Origin of the sequence: Janthinobacterium lividum, from assembly GCF_034424625.1 — a bacterium.
Lineage (GTDB): Bacteria > Pseudomonadota > Gammaproteobacteria > Burkholderiales > Burkholderiaceae_D > Janthinobacterium > Janthinobacterium lividum.
Genome location: NZ_CP139976.1, coordinates 1,824,842 through 1,841,753, shown reverse-complemented (window position 1 = coordinate 1,841,753; position 16,912 = coordinate 1,824,842). Strand labels below are relative to the sequence as shown.

Sequence of the window (16,912 nt, the reverse complement as noted above, 5' to 3'; positions counted from 1 at the left end):
CCGGCCCCGTTCAAGACTAGAACAAGCTCTCTTTGACATACACGACATCATCGACCTGCAGCATATCGTCATGCTTGGCTTCAAGAATCTGCAGTTTGCCTTCCGCATCGCGGCGCTTGATGCGGATGCCGCGTTCCGTGCCCCGCTGCGTCAAGCCGCCCCCTGCGGACAAACCCTGCAACACGGTCATCGAACGCTCCAGGCGGAATGGGCCAGGACGCTGGACTTCGCCATAAATATAAAAGCGTGGCGCACGCTCGACAAAAATCACGTCGTTGCCAGCCACATCAAGGTCGCGGTTCAAATCGGCGCTGCGCACCATTTCCACGATATCGATCACTTCCCGGCTGGTCTTGCCATCGCGTTTGCGGATCAGGTTGATCGAATCACCGCCATCGGCGCTGACGCCGCCAGCCATGGCCAGCATATCCATCACGCTGCGGCGCCCTTCGATCGGATAGCGTCCCGGACGGTTCACCTGGCCCAGCACCGACACCTGCTGGCTTTGCAGCGAAGTCACGATAATGTTGACCTGTGCCTTGCGCAGGAAACCGCCGCTTTCAAGCAAGCCGCCCAGTTTCTTTTCTGCCGCGGAAACCGACAAGCCGCCGAGCGCCACGTTGCCAACCAACGGGAAGGTGATCTGCCCAGCTTCGCTGATGCGCGTCTCCAGCGCCAGGTCAGGACTGCCATACACGGAAATTTTCAATACATCGCCCGCACCCAGCTGTACATCGGCGGCACTGGCAACCCCCGTACCAATGGCCAGCAACAGGGTCAGGCACCACATGACAAGTCGTTTCATGATTCGTTCAATCCATAATGAGTTGCTTAACTTAAAATGCTGCGGCTTATTTCAAGCCAGCAACGCCACGATCATTCGATTCCGAAGAACTCGGTGCCGGTGCCGCCGGCGCCACCGGTACGCTTGGTGCTGGCGCGACAGGCGTCGCAACGGCCGGTGCCGCAGCCGGCGCACTGGCCACTGCCGATGCCGAGGCGCCATTCTTGTTCAGGTACTCGATCTTGGCGGCGGCACGCAAACGTTTCAGTTCAGCATCTGCTGCATCCTTGTTTTTCTTGTTGAACAAAAATTGTTCAATTTGCGGTGCGGCTTGTGCCAGGGTCACGGGATTGTCGCGGATATCGGCCAGGGAAATGAGCAAGGTGCGGTCGCCCTCGCGGATGATGAACAACTGACCCTTCGGCATCGACAGCAATTTCGCGCTCAGCTCCGGCGCCAGGTCGGCGCTGGTGCGCGAGAGCTGGGTACGGGCAAACTTGACCTTGTTTGTCTCAAGCCAGGCCGCTACGTCGTCGAGTGTCTTGGCACTGTCCATGGCCGCCTTCAACTGGTCGTTCATGTCGGCACTGGCAATGATCAGTTCGCGCATGTCGAACTGCTTGCGTTCGGTGAAAAATTGCGGGTTCTTCTGGAAATACTCTTCCACTTCCTGCTTGGTGGGGCGGGCGATCGTACCGATGCGTTTTTGCATGTAGGCTTGCGCGACGATCAGTGCCTTGGCGCGCTCGATCGCCTGCACCACCTTGGGATCGCGGTCCGTCTTGTCCTTGGCCGCCTCATTCTGCAGCAATTGGCGGTCGATCAGCGATTCCAGCAACTGCTTGCTGGCCGCTTCCTGTTGCGCAGCCTGCACATTGGCGCGCTGCATTTCTTCATTGAGCTGAAGGACGGTGATTTCTTCCCCATTCACACTCGCCAGCGCCTGGCCGGCCTTTTTTTCTTTATCGCCACAAGCAGACAATCCTGCGACGGCCAGTACTACCAGGCCTGCGCACAGCAGGCGGGAATGCGTGGCGGATTTGCTCGAGGGCACACGGGCGATTTGCGCTTGGTTCAAAATGACTCCTTCAGTTCAGGTAAGGAAATCCGCTGACAGCTTTGTGAGCGTGATGATAACTCACTTAACAACAAAACATTGTCAAAAAAACAGATTTCGATTGAAATTATGGGCTTGCGACCACATGATTGTCAATATTATAAATATGATACACAGTGTACTAGCTTGCTAGGAAACTATTTGCTTAAAAAACTATTAAAAGGTCTTAAAAACAACTGTTTCATCAGAAACACAATCCTTGCAATCGCCAAGCCTCAATAAATAGTTTTCACAAGGCAATATTTCTCGCACAGCGACGGGCACTTGCATGACGCCGCACAATAATGGAAGGCGGGCCAGCATGGGAAAGCGGCAGGGATGGGGCCGGTGCTTTGGGAACAGTATCAATTGAACAGCCGCCGTGCGCCATGCGGGCCGGGCGCGGCGACAGCGGGCATGCCACGGGGCACAAGCTGGCCCGCCGCCAGGCAGGCGGAGCATGTCACCGTGCACATCATGTCGCCGTGCTTGCCTCATAGGATCGTCTGGCTCGTCGAATCACTGTTCGGCCGGCTCCAGGAACCGGCTATTGGACATCTTGCATGATTGCGCCATTTTAACGCGTATTAATTCTCCGCAAAAAATATTCAAGCCTGGTGTGGCGGCCCGCCATCGGTCCACGTTCAATGCGCGTTGTCGCGCTTCAGCACCACCTTGACGGTGCGCAAAATGATCCACAAGTCCAGCCACAGCGACCAGTTGCGCAGATAGTCGAGGTCGAAATGAATGCGCGCCTCCATCTTGTCGAGCGTCTCCGTCTCGCCGCGCAAGCCATTCACCTGCGCCCAGCCGGTAATGCCCGGCTTGACCTTGTGGCGCAGCATGTAGCCCTTGATCAGCTTGCGGTACTGCTCGTTGTGCGCCACCGCGTGCGGACGGGGCCCGACAATGCTCATCCTTCCCTGCAGCACGTTAATGAACTGCGGCAGCTCATCGAGCGAACTGCGGCGCAGGAAGCCGCCCACGCGCGTCACGCGCTGGTCGTTCTTGGTTGCCTGCACCACCTTGTCGCCATCCTCGCTCACCGTCATCGAGCGGAATTTATACACAATAATTTCCTCTCCATACAGGCCGTAGCGGCGCTGGCGGAAGATCACCGGCCCCTTCGACGTCGACTTGACGGCGATGGCGATGACCAGCATAACGGGCAGCAGCATGATCTGGATCAGCAGGCCCAGCACGATGTCGCTGCCGCGCTTGACCATGCTGTTAAAGCCCGTGAACGGCGATTCGCGGATGGCGATCACCGGCATGCCGCCCACATTGTCGAAGCGCGCCTGCATCAGGTCGAAGATATAGATATCGGGCAAGAAGTACACGGAAGCCGTCGTATCCTGCAACTCATCGAGCATCTTGCGGATGCGCGGCTGGGCCGAAATGGGCTGGCTGATGAATATCATCTTGATATTGTGTTCGCGCACATAGGCGGCAATATCGGCCATCTTGCCCAGCATCGGTTCGCGCATCGTCTCCGGCCAGCGGTCATCCGTACGGTCGTCAAAAAAGCCCCGCACGCTCATGAACAGATTCGGGTTGCGCTCCACGGTCGCGGCAAACTTCAGGCTGGCGTCATTGGCGCCGATGATGACGACCGAACGCACTTCGCTGTCGCGCCCGGGGTCGGCCACCATGCGCCGTGCGGCAAGATGACTGAGCAGCAATATGAATGGCGTCAGCATGAACCAGGCCAACACCAGCTCGCGGTCATAGTGAAACGCCAGTCCCGTCGCCGAACCCAGGAATACCAGGATCAGGGCCGTGATGCCCCAGCTGACGAAGATATCACGGGCATAGGCCAGCATGCGGCCGCTGCGCCAGGTACGATAGGGATCGACATACTGGAATACTGATGATGAAATAAAGAACGCCAGGATCATCAGTACCAGCGAGTAACCGGTAAATGGCGAACCTGACAAGGCGGACAGCAGATACAGCGTGCCCATGATGATCAATGGGTCGAGTATGCGCTGGAAAAACGAGATCAGGGGTATATCATTAACCGTCATATTACACTCAGAACTGAACACTGGCGCTGAAGGAAACGCCTTTGGCGCGGTAGCTGCCTGTATTAATAATAGGGGCGCCCTTGCGGGTATCGCGGAAGGCATTCAAGCCCAGCTGGATATTCGGCCGCGGCGCATAGGTCAGCCCCAACGACTCCGTATGTGTGGAGTCCGTGACATCAACAGGAAAGACCAGCCCGCTGGCAGCGGAAAAATCGCGTTTCTGGCGCCGCACTTCGGCATCCATGCGCACCTTCGACGAAATATCCCATGCAGCGGCCACGCTGGCGCCGTTATTCAGGCTGCTCGATACCAGCGCGCTTTCCACCGCGCCAAATTCGTGCCATAAGTTGCCCGTAAAGCGCACTTTCCCCAGCGGTGCCCAATTGACGATCAGGCGTCCGTTCGCGCCTTTCGAATCACGTCCCGAAAAGGAGGCATAGCCGCGCCGGACCCAGCCGGCGAGCAACTGCACCTGCGTCACCTGGCTGTAGCGCCAATAGATATTCGCCTTCACCTCGTCCTGGGTATAACCATCCACCAGGCTAAATTGCGAACCGGCAAGACGATTCGGATAATTGCCCTTCAAGTGCCGCAGCTGCACCCCGATCTTGCTGCCGCTCGAAGCCAGGTAATCGAGCCCCAGTTCGCTCGCATCCTCGACGCGATTCGCATAACTGAGGCGTGAAAGGTCATAGTAATAGCGCTCGCGGCTAACGCCACCGCGCAGGCGCCAGCTCGGATGAAACAGCCAGCCGCCGTCGAGGTAGGTCCTGTGCCGCGTACGCATATTGCGATCCGTACCTGTGGTTTGAAAGTCGCTGAATGGCGTCAGGGTCTCCGAATAGGTCGCTCCCGCATGGCCATCCAGGTGATTGCCAATATGCCACTCCAGGTCGGCCTGCAAATCCTTGCCGTTATAGTTCAAGTCATCGAAATGCTGGAACGATACCCGCGACCACTTGGCTTGTCCGCTCAGCACCTGGCGTCCAATCGGCCGGTTGAACAGAAAGCCGGCCTGGATCTGGCGCGAAGTATCGGAACGGGGCCCAGTGTAGCCAGGCGTGTTGTCGTCAAGACGCAAAAGGTTGTCATCATACGAATATGACGTGGCCAGGAATGGGAAAATCGTGTCGCTCCATGAGGCAAGAGCGGCCGGGCTGGCCATGCTTCCCAGCAACAATAAACAACCGGCACGCAATGCTGATGCAGCCGGAAAACGGCGTGATGCAGCAGCAAGACGGTAACTGTCATCGACATCTTTTTTTTGCGGGGAATTCAACATAGGTATTCTCTTTGATAGAGCAAACAGTTGATTGGCAATATTACCAGTAAGTCCAGTATCCACCGGAAACAATCCAGAGACCCAGTACGCCATTCGTGACGCCGTGCGCCAGGATGGGCGACCACAATGACTGACTGCGCATATAAAGCAGTGTATAGGCGGCACCGGCAACAATGCCCGCCAGCCACAAATTATGTTCAAAGCCAAACAACACGACGCTGATGACAAACGCCTTGGCACTGGCCAGGCGTGGCTGGAATTTCAGGAAATCAGGGGCATCGATCCAGCGCAGCAGGAAGGAGCGCCAGAACAGCTCTTCCATCACGGGCACCACCAAGGCGGCGCCGGCGATGCGCACGGCCACCAGGCTCCACTCGATCCGCCCCTCATTGCGGGGGTCGAAGCCGTCGGCACTGCCGATCGTCATCCAGCCCGCATCGAGGTTGATCCACAGCAAGAAAACAACAATGCCGGTCACCAGCGCCACGGCCAGCGCGCGCGCGCCCAATGGCACCCTGGCCAATTCCGTATAGCTGCGGCGCCAGTACAGCAGCATGCCCAGTACGACGCCGATCTTGACGGCATACAGCCAGCGCAGGTCCTGCGCGGCAAAGCCGAGCCGGCCCAGCATGTCGGCGATGAAGATGAAGGAAAGGTAGGCGAGGAATGGCGCTACCCGGGGCAAGGCGGCGCGGTCAAACATGCTGATGCGCACTGGAGGCGGAACCACGCGCCGGACGCCGTGGTCCGGAGCGCGTGCTTTTAATAACAAACATGCATCCCCCGATGTAAAAAATATAATTATATAATTATATCAAGCTGAACCGTTGCCGTGGCAAATAATCCTAACTTAATTACAACAGGAGAGGTGGAAAACAATCAACCGTTGGCGCGCGCCTCGATCTGTTCCCACTTTTCCAGCGCTTCCAGCAGTTCGCCTTCGATCTCGGCCACGCGCGCATTCAGGCGTTTGCCTTCGGCCGGCGTCTTCTTGTAGAAGTCCGGGTGCGACAGCTCGGCGGCCAGCACCGATTGCTCGTCTTCCAGCTTGGCGATCAGTTTCGGCAACTCTTCCAGCTCGCGCTGTTCCTTGTAGCTGAGCTTTTTCTGCTTGGCGGCCGGCGCGGCAGCCTCGACCTTCACGGCCGGCTTGCTGGCGGGCGCCGTGGCGATCGGCAAGGTGCGCACGCGCTCCCAGTCCGTGTAGCCGCCGACGAATTCGCGCCACTTGCCCTCGCCTTCGGCAACGATCACTTGCGTGACCACGTTGTCGAGGAAGGTGCGGTCATGGCTGACAAGGAAAACAGTGCCCGTGTATTCTTCCAGCAACTCTTCCAGCAACTCCAGGGTATCGATATCCAAGTCATTGGTCGGCTCATCGAGCACCAGCACGTTGGCCGGCTTGGCGAACAGGCGCGCCAGCAGCAAACGGTTGCGCTCGCCACCGGACAGCGACTTGACGGGCGAACGGGCACGCTCCGGCGCGAACAGGAAATCGTTCAGGTAGGTCATCACGTGACGGCGCTGGCCATTGATCTCGACCCAGTCGCTGCCTGGCGCGATGGTTTCCATCAGGTTTGCCTCTTCGTTCAGCTGCGTGCGCATCTGGTCGAAGTACGCCACTTGCAGCTTGGTGCCCAGGCGGATGGTGCCCGTGTCCGACTCTTCCTGGCCCAGGATCATCTTCAGCAAGGTGGTCTTGCCGGCGCCGTTGGCGCCGATCAGGCCGACCTTGTCGCCGCGCAGGATGGTGGCGCTGAAATCCTTGACGATGACCTTGTCGCCATAGATCTTCGAGACGTTTTCCAGGTCCGCCACGATCTTGCCCGAGCGTTCGCCGGCCGATACGTCCAGCTTGACCTGTCCCTGCTGTTCGCGGCGCGCATTGCGCGTCAGACGCAGTGCTTCCAGGCGGCGCACGCGGCCTTCGTCGCGCACGCGGCGGGCCTTGACGCCCTTGCGTATCCACACTTCTTCCTGCGCCAGGAACTTGTCGAACTTGGCATTTTCCACTTCCTCGATTTCCAGCTGCTCCGCCTTGCGGGTCTGGTAAGCCGTGAAGTTGCCCGGGTACGACAGCAAACGGCCGCGGTCGAGCTCGATGATGCGCGTGGCGACATTGTCGAGGAAGGAGCGGTCATGGGTAATGAACAGCACGCTACCCTTGAAGTCGCGCAACAAGCCTTCCAGCCACAGGATGGAGCTGAAGTCCAGATGGTTGGTCGGCTCATCGAGCAGCAGCACGTCGGGTGCCGAGACCAGCGCGCGCGCCAGCGCCACGCGCTTTTGCATCCCGCCGGACAGGGTTTTCATCAGCATGTCGCCCGTCAGGTTCAAACGGTCGAGTACGGTTTCCACCTTGTTCGGCAAGCTCCACGCATCGGCCGCATCGAGTTTGACCTGGATGTCGTGCATGCGTTCCATCAGTTCGTCGTCATTACCCTGGCCAAACTGGCCCGTCAGCGCATCGTATTCCTTCAGCCACGCCTGCGATTCGCCCATGCCGGAAGCGACGGCGTCGAACACGGACATGTCCGGGTCGAATTGCGGTTCCTGCTCCACATAGGCGATCTTGATGCCTTGCTGCATGACCAACAAGCCGTCATCGAGCTTGAACTTGCCCGAAATAACCTTCAACAGCGACGATTTGCCCGTGCCGTTGCGGCCAATCAAGCCGACCCGCTCCGAGGTTTCCAGTGAAAATTCCGCGTGATCGAGCAGCGCGACGTGACCGAACGCAAGTTGCGCCGATGAAAGAGAAATGACAGCCATAATGAGTAAGAGTGCTCGGGCGCCGCCTCGCGCGCACCGCGTGGTGCGCCAAACAGCCGCCGATTAGATGAATGAAGCACGCATTGTACCGACAACTCGGCACCACCAGTGCATTGCGGCCAGCATAAACTCAGGCCACCGGCGCGCGTTGCGTGGAATGTGGTGTCGCCAGCAGGAATCGAACCTGCATTTAAGTCTTAGGAGGACCTTGTACTATCCATTGTACGATGGCGACACGCGCAGCGGCATTATACAGGCAAGCGCCTGCCATTAACAGCCTGGCAAGCGGGCGGTGCCACTTCAGGCAACGCGTGCCGTAGCCCTGCCGCGCTGGCGCACCAGCAACACAAGCAATCCTGCCAGAAGCAGTCCATAGGTGGCCGGCTCCGGTACGGCGCTGATGGCAAATACCTGGATGGCGCCGAAGGTCACATCGTTGCCATGCCACGTGGAGCCATCGAGCAAACTGAGGCCTGTCAATGACTGTCCAGGGTAGTTATAGGTATACAAGAAAGAACTGCCGCCATGCGTGAGGTCTTGCGGCACATACAAATCATGCCCGTAGCCAAATGTCGGGCCATAATTGGACTGATTGTAGGTCTGGTCCTTGCCGATACCGTCACCGTTGAAATACTGCGGCAGTTGCTGCAGCCTGAAGCCGGCAGTCAGATTGAACAGGAAGGCCGTGCGTTGGCTGTCATCCATGGTGACATGCATGCCATCGGTGGAGCTCCAGCTCTGTGGATTGTAGCCGCCCACCAGCCACGTCTTGCCCGATGAATTCGTGGCCTCCATGACGGAAAAGGTGCGTCCCTTGCCATCGGATGCCTTGTGAAAGTCCAGCGAAGTGTCGCCCGCTGCCTTGCTGTAAATGTTCGTCAGCGCCAGATTGCCTTCACCGAGCCAGGTTTCCAGTTGCGCCTGATAGCCGGGGGACAATAGCGACGTACCGGGCCCCGCCTGCGCGCCCAGGCAAAAACCCATACTGGCCACGGCCAGCACCACACTTCTTGCCGTTCTGAAATTATTGCGCATCCTCTACCTCGACTGTCAGTATTTAAAACCGGTCTATGTTCCGGTTGCCAAATATAACACGATAGATAATGTTTTTATATTTATTATTTAGATGCCGATACGCAATATTTCATAGCAGAAATTCAGTCAGGCAGCACCGCCGTCACCTCGATCTCGACCTTCGCCCTGTCTTCGATCAGTCCCGCCACCTGCACCGCTGTCATGGCCGGAAAATGCTTGCCGATCAGCTCGCGGTAGGCAAGGCCGATTTGTGGATATGCCGCCACATATTCCTTCTTGTCCAGTACATACCAGTTCATGCGCACGATGTGCTCGGGCAAGGCGCCCGCCTCGGCCAGCACGGCGACGATATTCTGCAAGGCCTGGCGCACCTGTGCCGCAAAATCGTCCGTGTGGAACTGGCCCTGCGCATCCCAGCCTATCATGCCGCTGACGTACACCGTGCGCCCGCTGGCGGCAATGCCATTCGCATAGCCGCGCGGCCTGGCCCATCCCGGTGGTTGTAACACTTGCATATTGTTTTCCTCGTTGTTCATGCGTCCGCTGCCTCGCGCAGCAGTTCGCGCGCGATGATCAGTTGCTGTACTTCGCTGGCGCCCTCATAGATGCGCAAGGCGCGGATTTCGCGGTACAGGCGCTCGACCGGATGCCCGCTGACCACGCCCATGCCGCCAAACAGTTGCACGGCCGCGTCGATCACCTGCTGCGCCGTTTCCGTGGCCGTCAGCTTGGCCATGGCCGCCTCCTTCGTCACCTTGCGGCCCTGGTCGCGCTGCCAGGCGGCGCGGTAGGTGAGCAGCGCGGCCGCGTCGATGCCGGTGGCCATCTGCGCCAATTTTGCCTGCGTCAGCTGAAAGTCCGCCAGGGTCTGGCCAAACATCTGGCGCTTTGTCGCGTGGCGCAGCGCTTCGTCGAACGCGCGCCGCGCAAAGCCCAGCGCTGCGGCGGCGACCGAGGTGCGGAACACGTCGAGTGTCGCCATCGCCACCTTGAAGCCCTGCCCCGCCTCTCCCAGGCGCTGCGACACGGGCACGCGGCAATTGGCAAAGCGCAGGCGCGCCAGCGGATGCGGCGCAATGACGGCGATGCGCTCGGCGATTTCCAGCCCGGGATTGTCGGCATCGACGATGAAGGCGCTGATGCCGCGCGCGCCCGGCGCCTCGCCCGTGCGGGCGAACACCACGTAAAAGTCGGCGATGCCGCCGTTCGATATCCACGTCTTTTCGCCATCGAGCACATACTCGTCGCCATCGCGGCGCGCCGCGCACGCCATGGCCGCCACGTCCGACCCGGCCTGCGGCTCGGACAGGGCAAAGGCGGCGATGCGCTTGCCGCTGGCCACGTCCGGCAAATAGCGCGCCTTGTTTTGCGCGCTACCGAACAGGCCGATGGCGCCCGAACCGAGTCCCTGCATGGCAAAGGCGAAATCGGCCAGGCCGTTATGGCGCGCCAGGGTTTCGCGCATCAGGCAAATGGCGCGCGTATCGATCTTGCCGTCGATACCCGTGGCATGCGCCAGCCAGCCGCCCTGCCCCAGCTGCGCCACCAGCGCGCGACAGGCCGCATCGACATCGCTGCCATGGGCATCGTCCAGGTGCTGCGTCGCCCAGGCATCGAGCTCAGACTCAAGCTCGGCATGCCGCGCTTCGAAAAACGGCCAGTCCAGGTAAGTCGTATCGCGTGTATATTGCATCTTAATCGCCCTCGAATTGCGGTGTTTCTTTCGCCACGAAGGCGTGATAGGCGCGGTGGAAATCGTTGGTGGCCATGCAAATGGCTTGCGCCTGCGCTTCCGCTTCGATGGCTTCATCGACACCCATGTTCCATTCCTGCTGCAGCATTTTTTTCGTCATGCCGTGCGCAAACGTGGGACCGCTGGCCAGGCCGGCGGCGAACAGCTGCGCCGCCTGCGCCAGCTCTTCCGGCTCGACCAGGCGGTTGAGCCAGCCCCAGCGTTCGCCCTCCGCCCCTGGCAAGGAGCGTCCCGTATACAGCAGCTCGGCGGCGCGGCCCTGGCCGATCACGCGCGGCAGCAAGGCGCAGGCGCCCATGTCGCAGCCGGCCAGGCCCACGCGGGTAAACAGGAAAGCCGTCTTGCTGCGCGCCGTGCCGATGCGGATATCGGAAGCCAGCGCCAGCATGGCGCCGGCGCCCGCGCAAATGCCGTCGATGGCGGCGATGATGGGCTGCGGGCAGGCGCGCATGGCTTTCACCACGTCGCCCGTCATGCGGGTAAACGCCAGCAGGCCGGGCATGTCGAGCTGCGTCAGGGGGCCGATGATGTCGTGCACGTCGCCGCCCGAGCAGAAATTGCCACCGCTGCCCGTGATGACCACGGCCTTGACGTCGTCCGCATGCGCCAGCGCGCGAAACAGCTCGCGCAACTCCGCATACGAGTCAAAAGTGAGCGGATTCTTGCGCTCGGGACGGTGCAGGGTCAGGGTGGCGACGCCTGCGTCGACGGAAAACAGGAAATGCCGCGCGGCGTAGCCAGCCAGGCTGGCGCGGTTGCCTGGCAGGTCTTGCGGCTGGCCGGGTAGATGGCGCATGGTCAATCCTTGAGGGAAGTGTTATTCAACTGCTGCTTCATGTGCGACAGCAGGTCGATCAATTGGTTTTTGTCGTCCGGCGTCACGCCGTGCAGCAGTTCCGCGATCCAGCCTTCGTGCACGCGCGCCATCTCGTCGAACGCGCGCCGGCCGGCCGGCGTCAGCTTGACGCTGTACGAGCGGCGGTCCTTCGGATCGACCACGCGCGCCACCAGTTTTTCCTGCTCCAGCTGGTCGGTGATGCCCGTGATATTGCCGCCCGTGACCATCATGCGCTTGGACAGTTCGCCCATGCGCAAGCCATCGGGAAAGCGTTCGAGCTGCGCCATCAAGTCGAAACGGGGCAAGGTGATGCCGAAGGTGGCGCGCAAGCGCGTGCGCACCTCGTTTTCAATCTTGACCGTGCACGAGAGCATGCGCAGCCACAGCTTGAGCGACTGGTGGTGGTCCTGCGTCAGCCGGCTCGCCAGGTCCAGCACGGGTTCTTCCGGTACGTTCTCGGTTTCTTTATCCATGGTCTTCATTCAGTTACATGACTTCGCCGCCGGCGACGGCGATCGATTGTCCATTCATGGCGGCCGACGCGGGCAGGCAGAGCCACGCTACCGCATCGGCCACTTCCCGTGGCTGCACCAGCCGCTGCTGCGGATTGCCGGCCGCCAGTTCCGCGCGCGCCGCGTCTTCGCCGCGCCCCGTCTTGCGCACGATGTTTTGCACGGCCTGCGCCACCATGTCCGTTTCAGTGTAGCCGGGGCAGACGGCATTGACGGTGACGCCGCGCGGCGCCACTTCCAGCGCCAGCGCGCGCGTCAGACCGATCACGCCATGCTTGGCGGCGACATAGGCGCTGACATAGCGATAGCCTTTCAAGCCCGCCGTCGACGCCACGTTGACGATGCGCCCCCAGCCCGCTTCCAGCATGGCCGGCATGGCCGCCTGGCAGCAGTGGAACACGCCCGTCAGATTCACGGCCAGCATCTGCTGCCAGATGGCCGCGTCCGTCTTGCCGAAGGGCGCCGCATGCGCCTGGCCCGCGTTATTGATCAAGATATCGATGCGGCCGAAATGCGCGGCAGCCTGCGCGAAGCCCGCCTGCACGGACGCTTCCACGGCCACGTCAAGCACGCAGATGGCGACCCTGCCCGCATGGCCCTCCTCTTCCAGCTGCATGCGCGCGCGCGCCAGCCGCGCGCCGTCGCGCCCGGCCAAGGTCACCCTGGCGCCCGCGTCCAGCAAGGCGCGCGCGCAGGCCAGGCCGATGCCGCTGCCGGCGCCCGTCACCAGCGCATGCTTGTCGATTATCGCTTGCGTCTTCATGTCATCCTTCCAGCAGCCGCGCGGCCACCTGTTGCGGGGTGAGGCCCGTGCTGGCGGCGGCCAGCTGGCGCTCGCGCTGCAGATTGCGTTCCAGCTGCTGCTGGCCCGGACGGTACTGTTTCGGCCAAGCCGCTCCGGCGCCAGCGCCGCCGTAGCCGATGCGCGCCATTTCCGTCAGGGTCCAGGCGGGGTTGGCCAGGTGCGGCCGGCCCACGGCGCACAGGTCGGCGCGCCCTGCGGCGATGATGCTGTTGGCATGGTCCGCTTCGAAGATCGAGCCGACGGCCATGCTGGCGATGCCCGCCTCGTTGCGCACGCGGTCGGCAAACGGCGCCTGGAACATGCGCCCGTACACGGGCTGTTCGAGCTTGCTGACCTGGCCCGAGGAACAGTCGATCAGGTCGGCGCCTGCCTGCTTGAACAGGCGCGCGATGCGCACCGCATCGTCGGGCGTGATGCCGCCTTCGACCCAGTCGTGGGCCGAGATGCGCACGCTCATGGGTTTATCCTGCGGCCAGGCGGCGCGCATGGCGCGGAACACGCGCAGCGGATAGCGGCAGCGGTTTTCCAGGCTGCCGCCATATTCGTCCGCGCGGCGGTTGGTCAGCGGCGAAATAAAACTCGACAGCAAATAGCCATGCGCGCAATGCAGTTCCAGCCAGTCGAAACCGGCGACGGCCGCAGCCAGGGTGGCGCGCACGAAATCCTGCTCGATACGCGCCAGGTCGCTTTCCGTGGCCGCCCGCGCCACCTGCGACACGCCCGCCAGATACTGCTGTTCCGACGCCGCCAGCAGCGTCCAGTTATCCTCTTTCAAGGGCAGATCGATGCCATCCCACATGGGCCGCGTCGAGCCTTTCGGCCCCGCGTGGCCCAGCTGCAGGGCAATCTTCGCATCGCTGTTCGCATGCACGAAATCGACGATGCGGCGCCAGGCTTGCGTATGCGCTTCGCTGTACATGCCGGGACAGGCGGGCGTGATGCGCGCATCGGCCGACACGCACGTCATCTCGGCAAACACGAGCCCCGCGCCGCCCATGGCGCGCGCGCCCAGGTGCATCAGATGGTAGTCGCCCGCCACGCCATCGACGGCGCTGTACTGCGCCATCGGCGAGACAGCGATGCGGTTTTTCAGCAGCACGTCGCGCAGGCGGAAGGGCGTGAGCATGGGCGGCAAAGCCTCGTCCCGCATCTCCACGCCAGCCTGCTCGCCCGCGCGCCGCGCCAGCCATTGTTCATAGCCGGCCACGTAGGCAGGGTCGCGCAGGCGCAGGTTTTCATGCGAGATGCGCTGGCTGCGCGTGAGCATGGAATAGGCGAACTGCGGCGCTTCCATGGCGCTGTAGCGCTCGACGTTTTCAAACCACTCCATGGAATTGCGCGCCGCGCTCTGGATTTTCAGCACCTCGATGGCGCGCAGCTGCTGGTAGGCGGCCAGCGCCGCAGCCGTCTCGGCATGCTGGTCGAAGCAGCGCGCCAGCTCGATGGCGTCTTCCAGCGCCAGCTTGGTGCCCGAGCCGATGGAATAATGGGCCGTGTGGGCCGCGTCGCCCATCAGCACGACGGGCACGCCGTCCTGTACATGCACCCATTGCCGGCAGACGATGCGGGGAAAGGTGATCCACTGGGCCGAACCGCGCAAGTGCGGCGAATTGCTCAGCAGGCCATGGCCGTCGAGTTCCTCCGCGAACAGGGCTTCGCAAAAGGCAATGCCCTCTTCCTGGCTCATGGCATCCAGGCCCGCCGCGCGCCACACGTGTTCGGGCGTTTCGACGATAAAGGTCGAGGTCTCGCCGTCATACTGGTAGATATGCGCCTGGAACCAGCCGTGTGGCGTCTGGCGGAAGGCAAACGTGAACGCTTCGAATTTCTTGCGCGTGCCCAGCCAGACGAAGCGGCAATGGCGCTGCTCGATTTCCGGCTGGTAGCTGGCCGCATAGCGCGTGCGGATGCGGCTATTCAAGCCGTCGCTGGCGATCACCAGGTCGGCGCCGTACTGGCGCGCGATGGCCTGGTCGTCCCGCACCTCCGTCTCGAATACCAGCTGCACGCCGAGTTCCTCGCAGCGCGCCTGCAGGATATTGAGCAGGCGCTTGCGGCCGATGCCGCAAAAGCCATGGCCGCCGGAACGCACGGTCTCGCCCTTGAAGTGGATCTCGATATCGTCCCAGTGGTTGAACGCCTGCAGGATGGCGCGCGCAGTCGGCTCGTCCGCATTGGCCAGGTTGCCCAGAGTCTGGTCGGAAAACACCACGCCCCAGCCAAACGTGTCGTACGGGCGGTTGCGCTCGATGACGGTGATGCGGTGATCCGGGTTCTGCTTTTTCATGAGCAGGCTGAAATACAGGCCGGCGGGACCGCCGCCGATGCAGACAATATTCATGGAGTGTCCGTGCGAAGTTTGAAGCGCTGCAGCTTGCCCGTTTCCGTGCGCGGCAGGGAAGGCAGGAAACGGATGGCGCGCGGATATTTATACGGGGCGATCTGCTGGCGCACGAAGTCCTGCAGTTCGGCCGCCAGCAGGTCGCTGGCCTGGCAGCCATCCTTCAGCACCACGTGCGCCTCGACGATCTGGCCACGCTCGGCATCGGCGCGCCCGACCACGCCGCATTCGGCCACGGCCGGATGGCGCAGCAGCGCCTCTTCCACTTCCGGACCGGCGATGTTGTAGCCGGCCGAGACGATCATGTCGTCGCTGCGCGAGCGGTAATAGAAATAGCCGTCGGCATCCATCTCGAAGGTGTCGCCCGTCAGGTTCCAGCCGTTCTGCACATACTCGCGCTGGCGCGGGTCGGACAGGTAGCGGCAACCGGTGGGGCCTTTCACGGCCAGGCGGCCCGTCACGCCGGGCGGCTGCGGCACGCCGGCGTCATCGACGATGCACGCCTGGTAGCCGGGAATCGCCTTGCCGATGGCGCCGCGGCGGATGCCCTCGCCCGTGGCGGAAATGAAGATGTGCAGCATCTCGGTGGCGCCGATGCCGTCCGTCATGGCCAGGCCCGTCGCCGCCTGCCAGGCGTCGCGCGTGGCCAGCGGCAGCGCCTCGCCGGCCGACACGGACAATCGCAGGCTGCGCACGTCGTGGCTGGCCGCCAGAGGCGCCATCTGGCGGTAAAAGGTAGGTGCCGTGAAGCAGATCGTGGCTTGATAGGCGCCGATGGCGCGCAGCAGGCCGTCGGGCGTGAGTTTTTCCAGCAGTACGGTGGCCGCGCCAAAGCGCAGGGGGAACAGCAGCAAGCCGCCGAGGCCAAAGGTGAACGCCAGCGGCGGCGTGCCGATGAAGATATCGTCGGCGCGCACCTGCAGCATGGAGCGGGGAAAGCAGTCGCAGATGGCCAGCAGGTCGCGGTGCATGTGCATGGTGCCTTTGGGGACGCCCGTCGTGCCCGAGGTAAAGCTGATCAGGCAGACGTCGTCGGCCGCCGTGTCGCATGCGGCAAATGGCGCATCGTAGGCCGCCATGCGCTGCTCCAGTTCCGTGTCGTCGGCGCCAAAGCACAGCATGGGCGGCAGGGATGCCAGCGCGTCAAGTTCCGCGCGCAAGCCCTGCGCGCACAGCACGGCGTTCACTTCCGCCTTGGCCAGGATGGCGGACAGTTCGCGCGCGCGCAGCAGCGGCATGGTGGGCACGGCGATGCAGCCGGCTTTCAGCACGGCCAGCAGGCAGGCGGCCATCATGGGCGTATTCGCACCGCGCAGCAGCACGCGGTTGCCGGGGATCAGATGCAGGTCGCTGCGCAGCGCGTGGGCGATGCGGTCGACCTGCCGCGCCAGCTGCGCATAGGTCCAGCGCTGGCCGTCGGCAAGGATGGCGGTGCGCTCGCCACCGCCACCGGCCACGGCCACATCGAGCAGCGCGGCGACGCAATTGAGACGCGGCGGATACTGCAGCTCGGGCAAGTCCAGGCACAGCTGCGGCCAGAGTTCGCGCGGCGGCAAGTGCGTGTGGGCAAAGTCGTCCTGGGGAGATGCGGTGGTAGGCGAAGGGTCGCTGCTCATGCTCATCCTGGCTGATAGCGGGCGCGTGCACAAGGCCCGGAAGCAGATACT

At 62.0% G+C, this 16,912-nt stretch carries 14 protein-coding genes and 1 tRNA gene; all 15 read right to left on the bottom strand.

Annotation, left to right across the window (positions count from 1 at the left end):
* Nucleotides 1–16 precede the first annotated feature (16 nt).
* Nucleotides 17–805 carry a polysaccharide export protein EpsE gene (gene epsE, locus U0004_RS08345; RefSeq protein ID WP_070253535.1) on the bottom strand — a complete coding sequence of 263 codons (789 nt, stop codon included), beginning with the start codon at nt 803–805 and terminating at the stop codon, nt 17–19.
* A 46-nt stretch (nt 806–851) separates the two neighbouring features.
* Complete coding sequence (locus tag U0004_RS08340) at nt 852–1,862, bottom strand: EpsD family peptidyl-prolyl cis-trans isomerase (RefSeq protein ID WP_070253534.1); 1,011 nt, start codon at nt 1,860–1,862, stop codon at nt 852–854.
* A 662-nt stretch (nt 1,863–2,524) separates the two neighbouring features.
* Nucleotides 2,525–3,907, bottom strand: coding sequence for an undecaprenyl-phosphate glucose phosphotransferase (locus U0004_RS08335; protein ID WP_070253533.1), 1,383 nt, complete (start codon nt 3,905–3,907; stop codon nt 2,525–2,527).
* A 7-nt stretch (nt 3,908–3,914) separates the two neighbouring features.
* Nucleotides 3,915–5,189 (bottom strand): XrtB/PEP-CTERM-associated polysaccharide biosynthesis outer membrane protein EpsL, encoded by a 1,275-nt coding sequence (gene epsL, locus U0004_RS08330; protein ID WP_070253532.1) that lies wholly within the window; start codon nt 5,187–5,189, stop codon nt 3,915–3,917.
* A 40-nt stretch (nt 5,190–5,229) separates the two neighbouring features.
* Nucleotides 5,230–5,919 (bottom strand): CAAX prenyl protease-related protein, encoded by a 690-nt coding sequence (locus tag U0004_RS08325; RefSeq protein WP_230522482.1) that lies wholly within the window; start codon nt 5,917–5,919, stop codon nt 5,230–5,232.
* 149 nt (nt 5,920–6,068) lie between these two features.
* Entirely contained in the window at nt 6,069–7,961 is a 1,893-nt protein-coding gene (locus tag U0004_RS08320; RefSeq protein ID WP_034782110.1) for an ATP-binding cassette domain-containing protein, read from the bottom strand.
* 160 nt (nt 7,962–8,121) lie between these two features.
* Nucleotides 8,122–8,196, bottom strand: a tRNA-Arg gene (locus U0004_RS08315).
* A 65-nt stretch (nt 8,197–8,261) separates the two neighbouring features.
* Nucleotides 8,262–8,996 (bottom strand): PEP_CTERM-anchored TLD domain-containing protein, encoded by a 735-nt coding sequence (locus tag U0004_RS08310; RefSeq protein ID WP_177885976.1) that lies wholly within the window; start codon nt 8,994–8,996, stop codon nt 8,262–8,264.
* A 122-nt stretch (nt 8,997–9,118) separates the two neighbouring features.
* Nucleotides 9,119–9,511, bottom strand: coding sequence for a RidA family protein (locus tag U0004_RS08305; RefSeq protein ID WP_070253587.1), 393 nt, complete (start codon nt 9,509–9,511; stop codon nt 9,119–9,121).
* Between the two features lie 17 nt (nt 9,512–9,528).
* Nucleotides 9,529–10,689 (bottom strand): acyl-CoA dehydrogenase family protein, encoded by a 1,161-nt coding sequence (locus U0004_RS08300; RefSeq protein WP_070253530.1) that lies wholly within the window; start codon nt 10,687–10,689, stop codon nt 9,529–9,531.
* 1 nt (nt 10,690) lies between these two features.
* Complete coding sequence (locus U0004_RS08295) at nt 10,691–11,545, bottom strand: enoyl-CoA hydratase family protein (RefSeq protein ID WP_070253585.1); 855 nt, start codon at nt 11,543–11,545, stop codon at nt 10,691–10,693.
* 2 nt (nt 11,546–11,547) lie between these two features.
* Nucleotides 11,548–12,060: a MarR family winged helix-turn-helix transcriptional regulator gene (locus U0004_RS08290; RefSeq protein WP_081345395.1), complete on the bottom strand. Its 513-nt coding sequence runs from the start codon at nt 12,058–12,060 to the stop codon at nt 11,548–11,550.
* A gap of 13 nt (nt 12,061–12,073) precedes the next feature.
* On the bottom strand, nt 12,074–12,862 hold the full coding sequence (locus tag U0004_RS08285) for an SDR family NAD(P)-dependent oxidoreductase (protein WP_070253528.1): 789 nt from the start codon (nt 12,860–12,862) through the stop codon (nt 12,074–12,076).
* Between the two features lies 1 nt (nt 12,863).
* The gene (locus U0004_RS08280; RefSeq protein WP_070253527.1) at nt 12,864–15,245 is read right to left on the bottom strand and encodes a bifunctional salicylyl-CoA 5-hydroxylase/oxidoreductase; all 2,382 of its coding nucleotides are present in this window, start codon (nt 15,243–15,245) and stop codon (nt 12,864–12,866) included.
* Nucleotides 15,242–16,861: an AMP-binding protein gene (locus U0004_RS08275; RefSeq protein ID WP_070253526.1), complete on the bottom strand. Its 1,620-nt coding sequence runs from the start codon at nt 16,859–16,861 to the stop codon at nt 15,242–15,244. Before U0004_RS08275 ends, U0004_RS08280 begins: the two co-directional genes overlap by 4 nt.
* Nucleotides 16,862–16,912 lie beyond the last annotated feature (51 nt).

Coding starts and splice junctions, on each gene's coding strand:
- epsE (WP_070253535.1), bottom strand. CDS start 805: ATGAAACGACTTGTCATGTGGTGCCTGACCCTGTTGCTGGCCATTGGT.
- U0004_RS08335 (WP_070253533.1), bottom strand. CDS start 3,907: ATGACGGTTAATGATATACCCCTGATCTCGTTTTTCCAGCGCATACTC.
- epsL (WP_070253532.1), bottom strand. CDS start 5,189: ATGTTGAATTCCCCGCAAAAAAAAGATGTCGATGACAGTTACCGTCTT.
- U0004_RS08320 (WP_034782110.1), bottom strand. CDS start 7,961: ATGGCTGTCATTTCTCTTTCATCGGCGCAACTTGCGTTCGGTCACGTC.
- U0004_RS08310 (WP_177885976.1), bottom strand. CDS start 8,996: ATGCGCAATAATTTCAGAACGGCAAGAAGTGTGGTGCTGGCCGTGGCC.
- U0004_RS08305 (WP_070253587.1), bottom strand. CDS start 9,511: ATGCAAGTGTTACAACCACCGGGATGGGCCAGGCCGCGCGGCTATGCG.
- U0004_RS08300 (WP_070253530.1), bottom strand. CDS start 10,689: ATGCAATATACACGCGATACGACTTACCTGGACTGGCCGTTTTTCGAA.
- U0004_RS08295 (WP_070253585.1), bottom strand. CDS start 11,545: ATGCGCCATCTACCCGGCCAGCCGCAAGACCTGCCAGGCAACCGCGCC.
- U0004_RS08290 (WP_081345395.1), bottom strand. CDS start 12,060: ATGGATAAAGAAACCGAGAACGTACCGGAAGAACCCGTGCTGGACCTG.
- U0004_RS08285 (WP_070253528.1), bottom strand. CDS start 12,862: ATGAAGACGCAAGCGATAATCGACAAGCATGCGCTGGTGACGGGCGCC.
- U0004_RS08280 (WP_070253527.1), bottom strand. CDS start 15,245: ATGAATATTGTCTGCATCGGCGGCGGTCCCGCCGGCCTGTATTTCAGC.
- U0004_RS08275 (WP_070253526.1), bottom strand. CDS start 16,861: ATGAGCAGCGACCCTTCGCCTACCACCGCATCTCCCCAGGACGACTTT.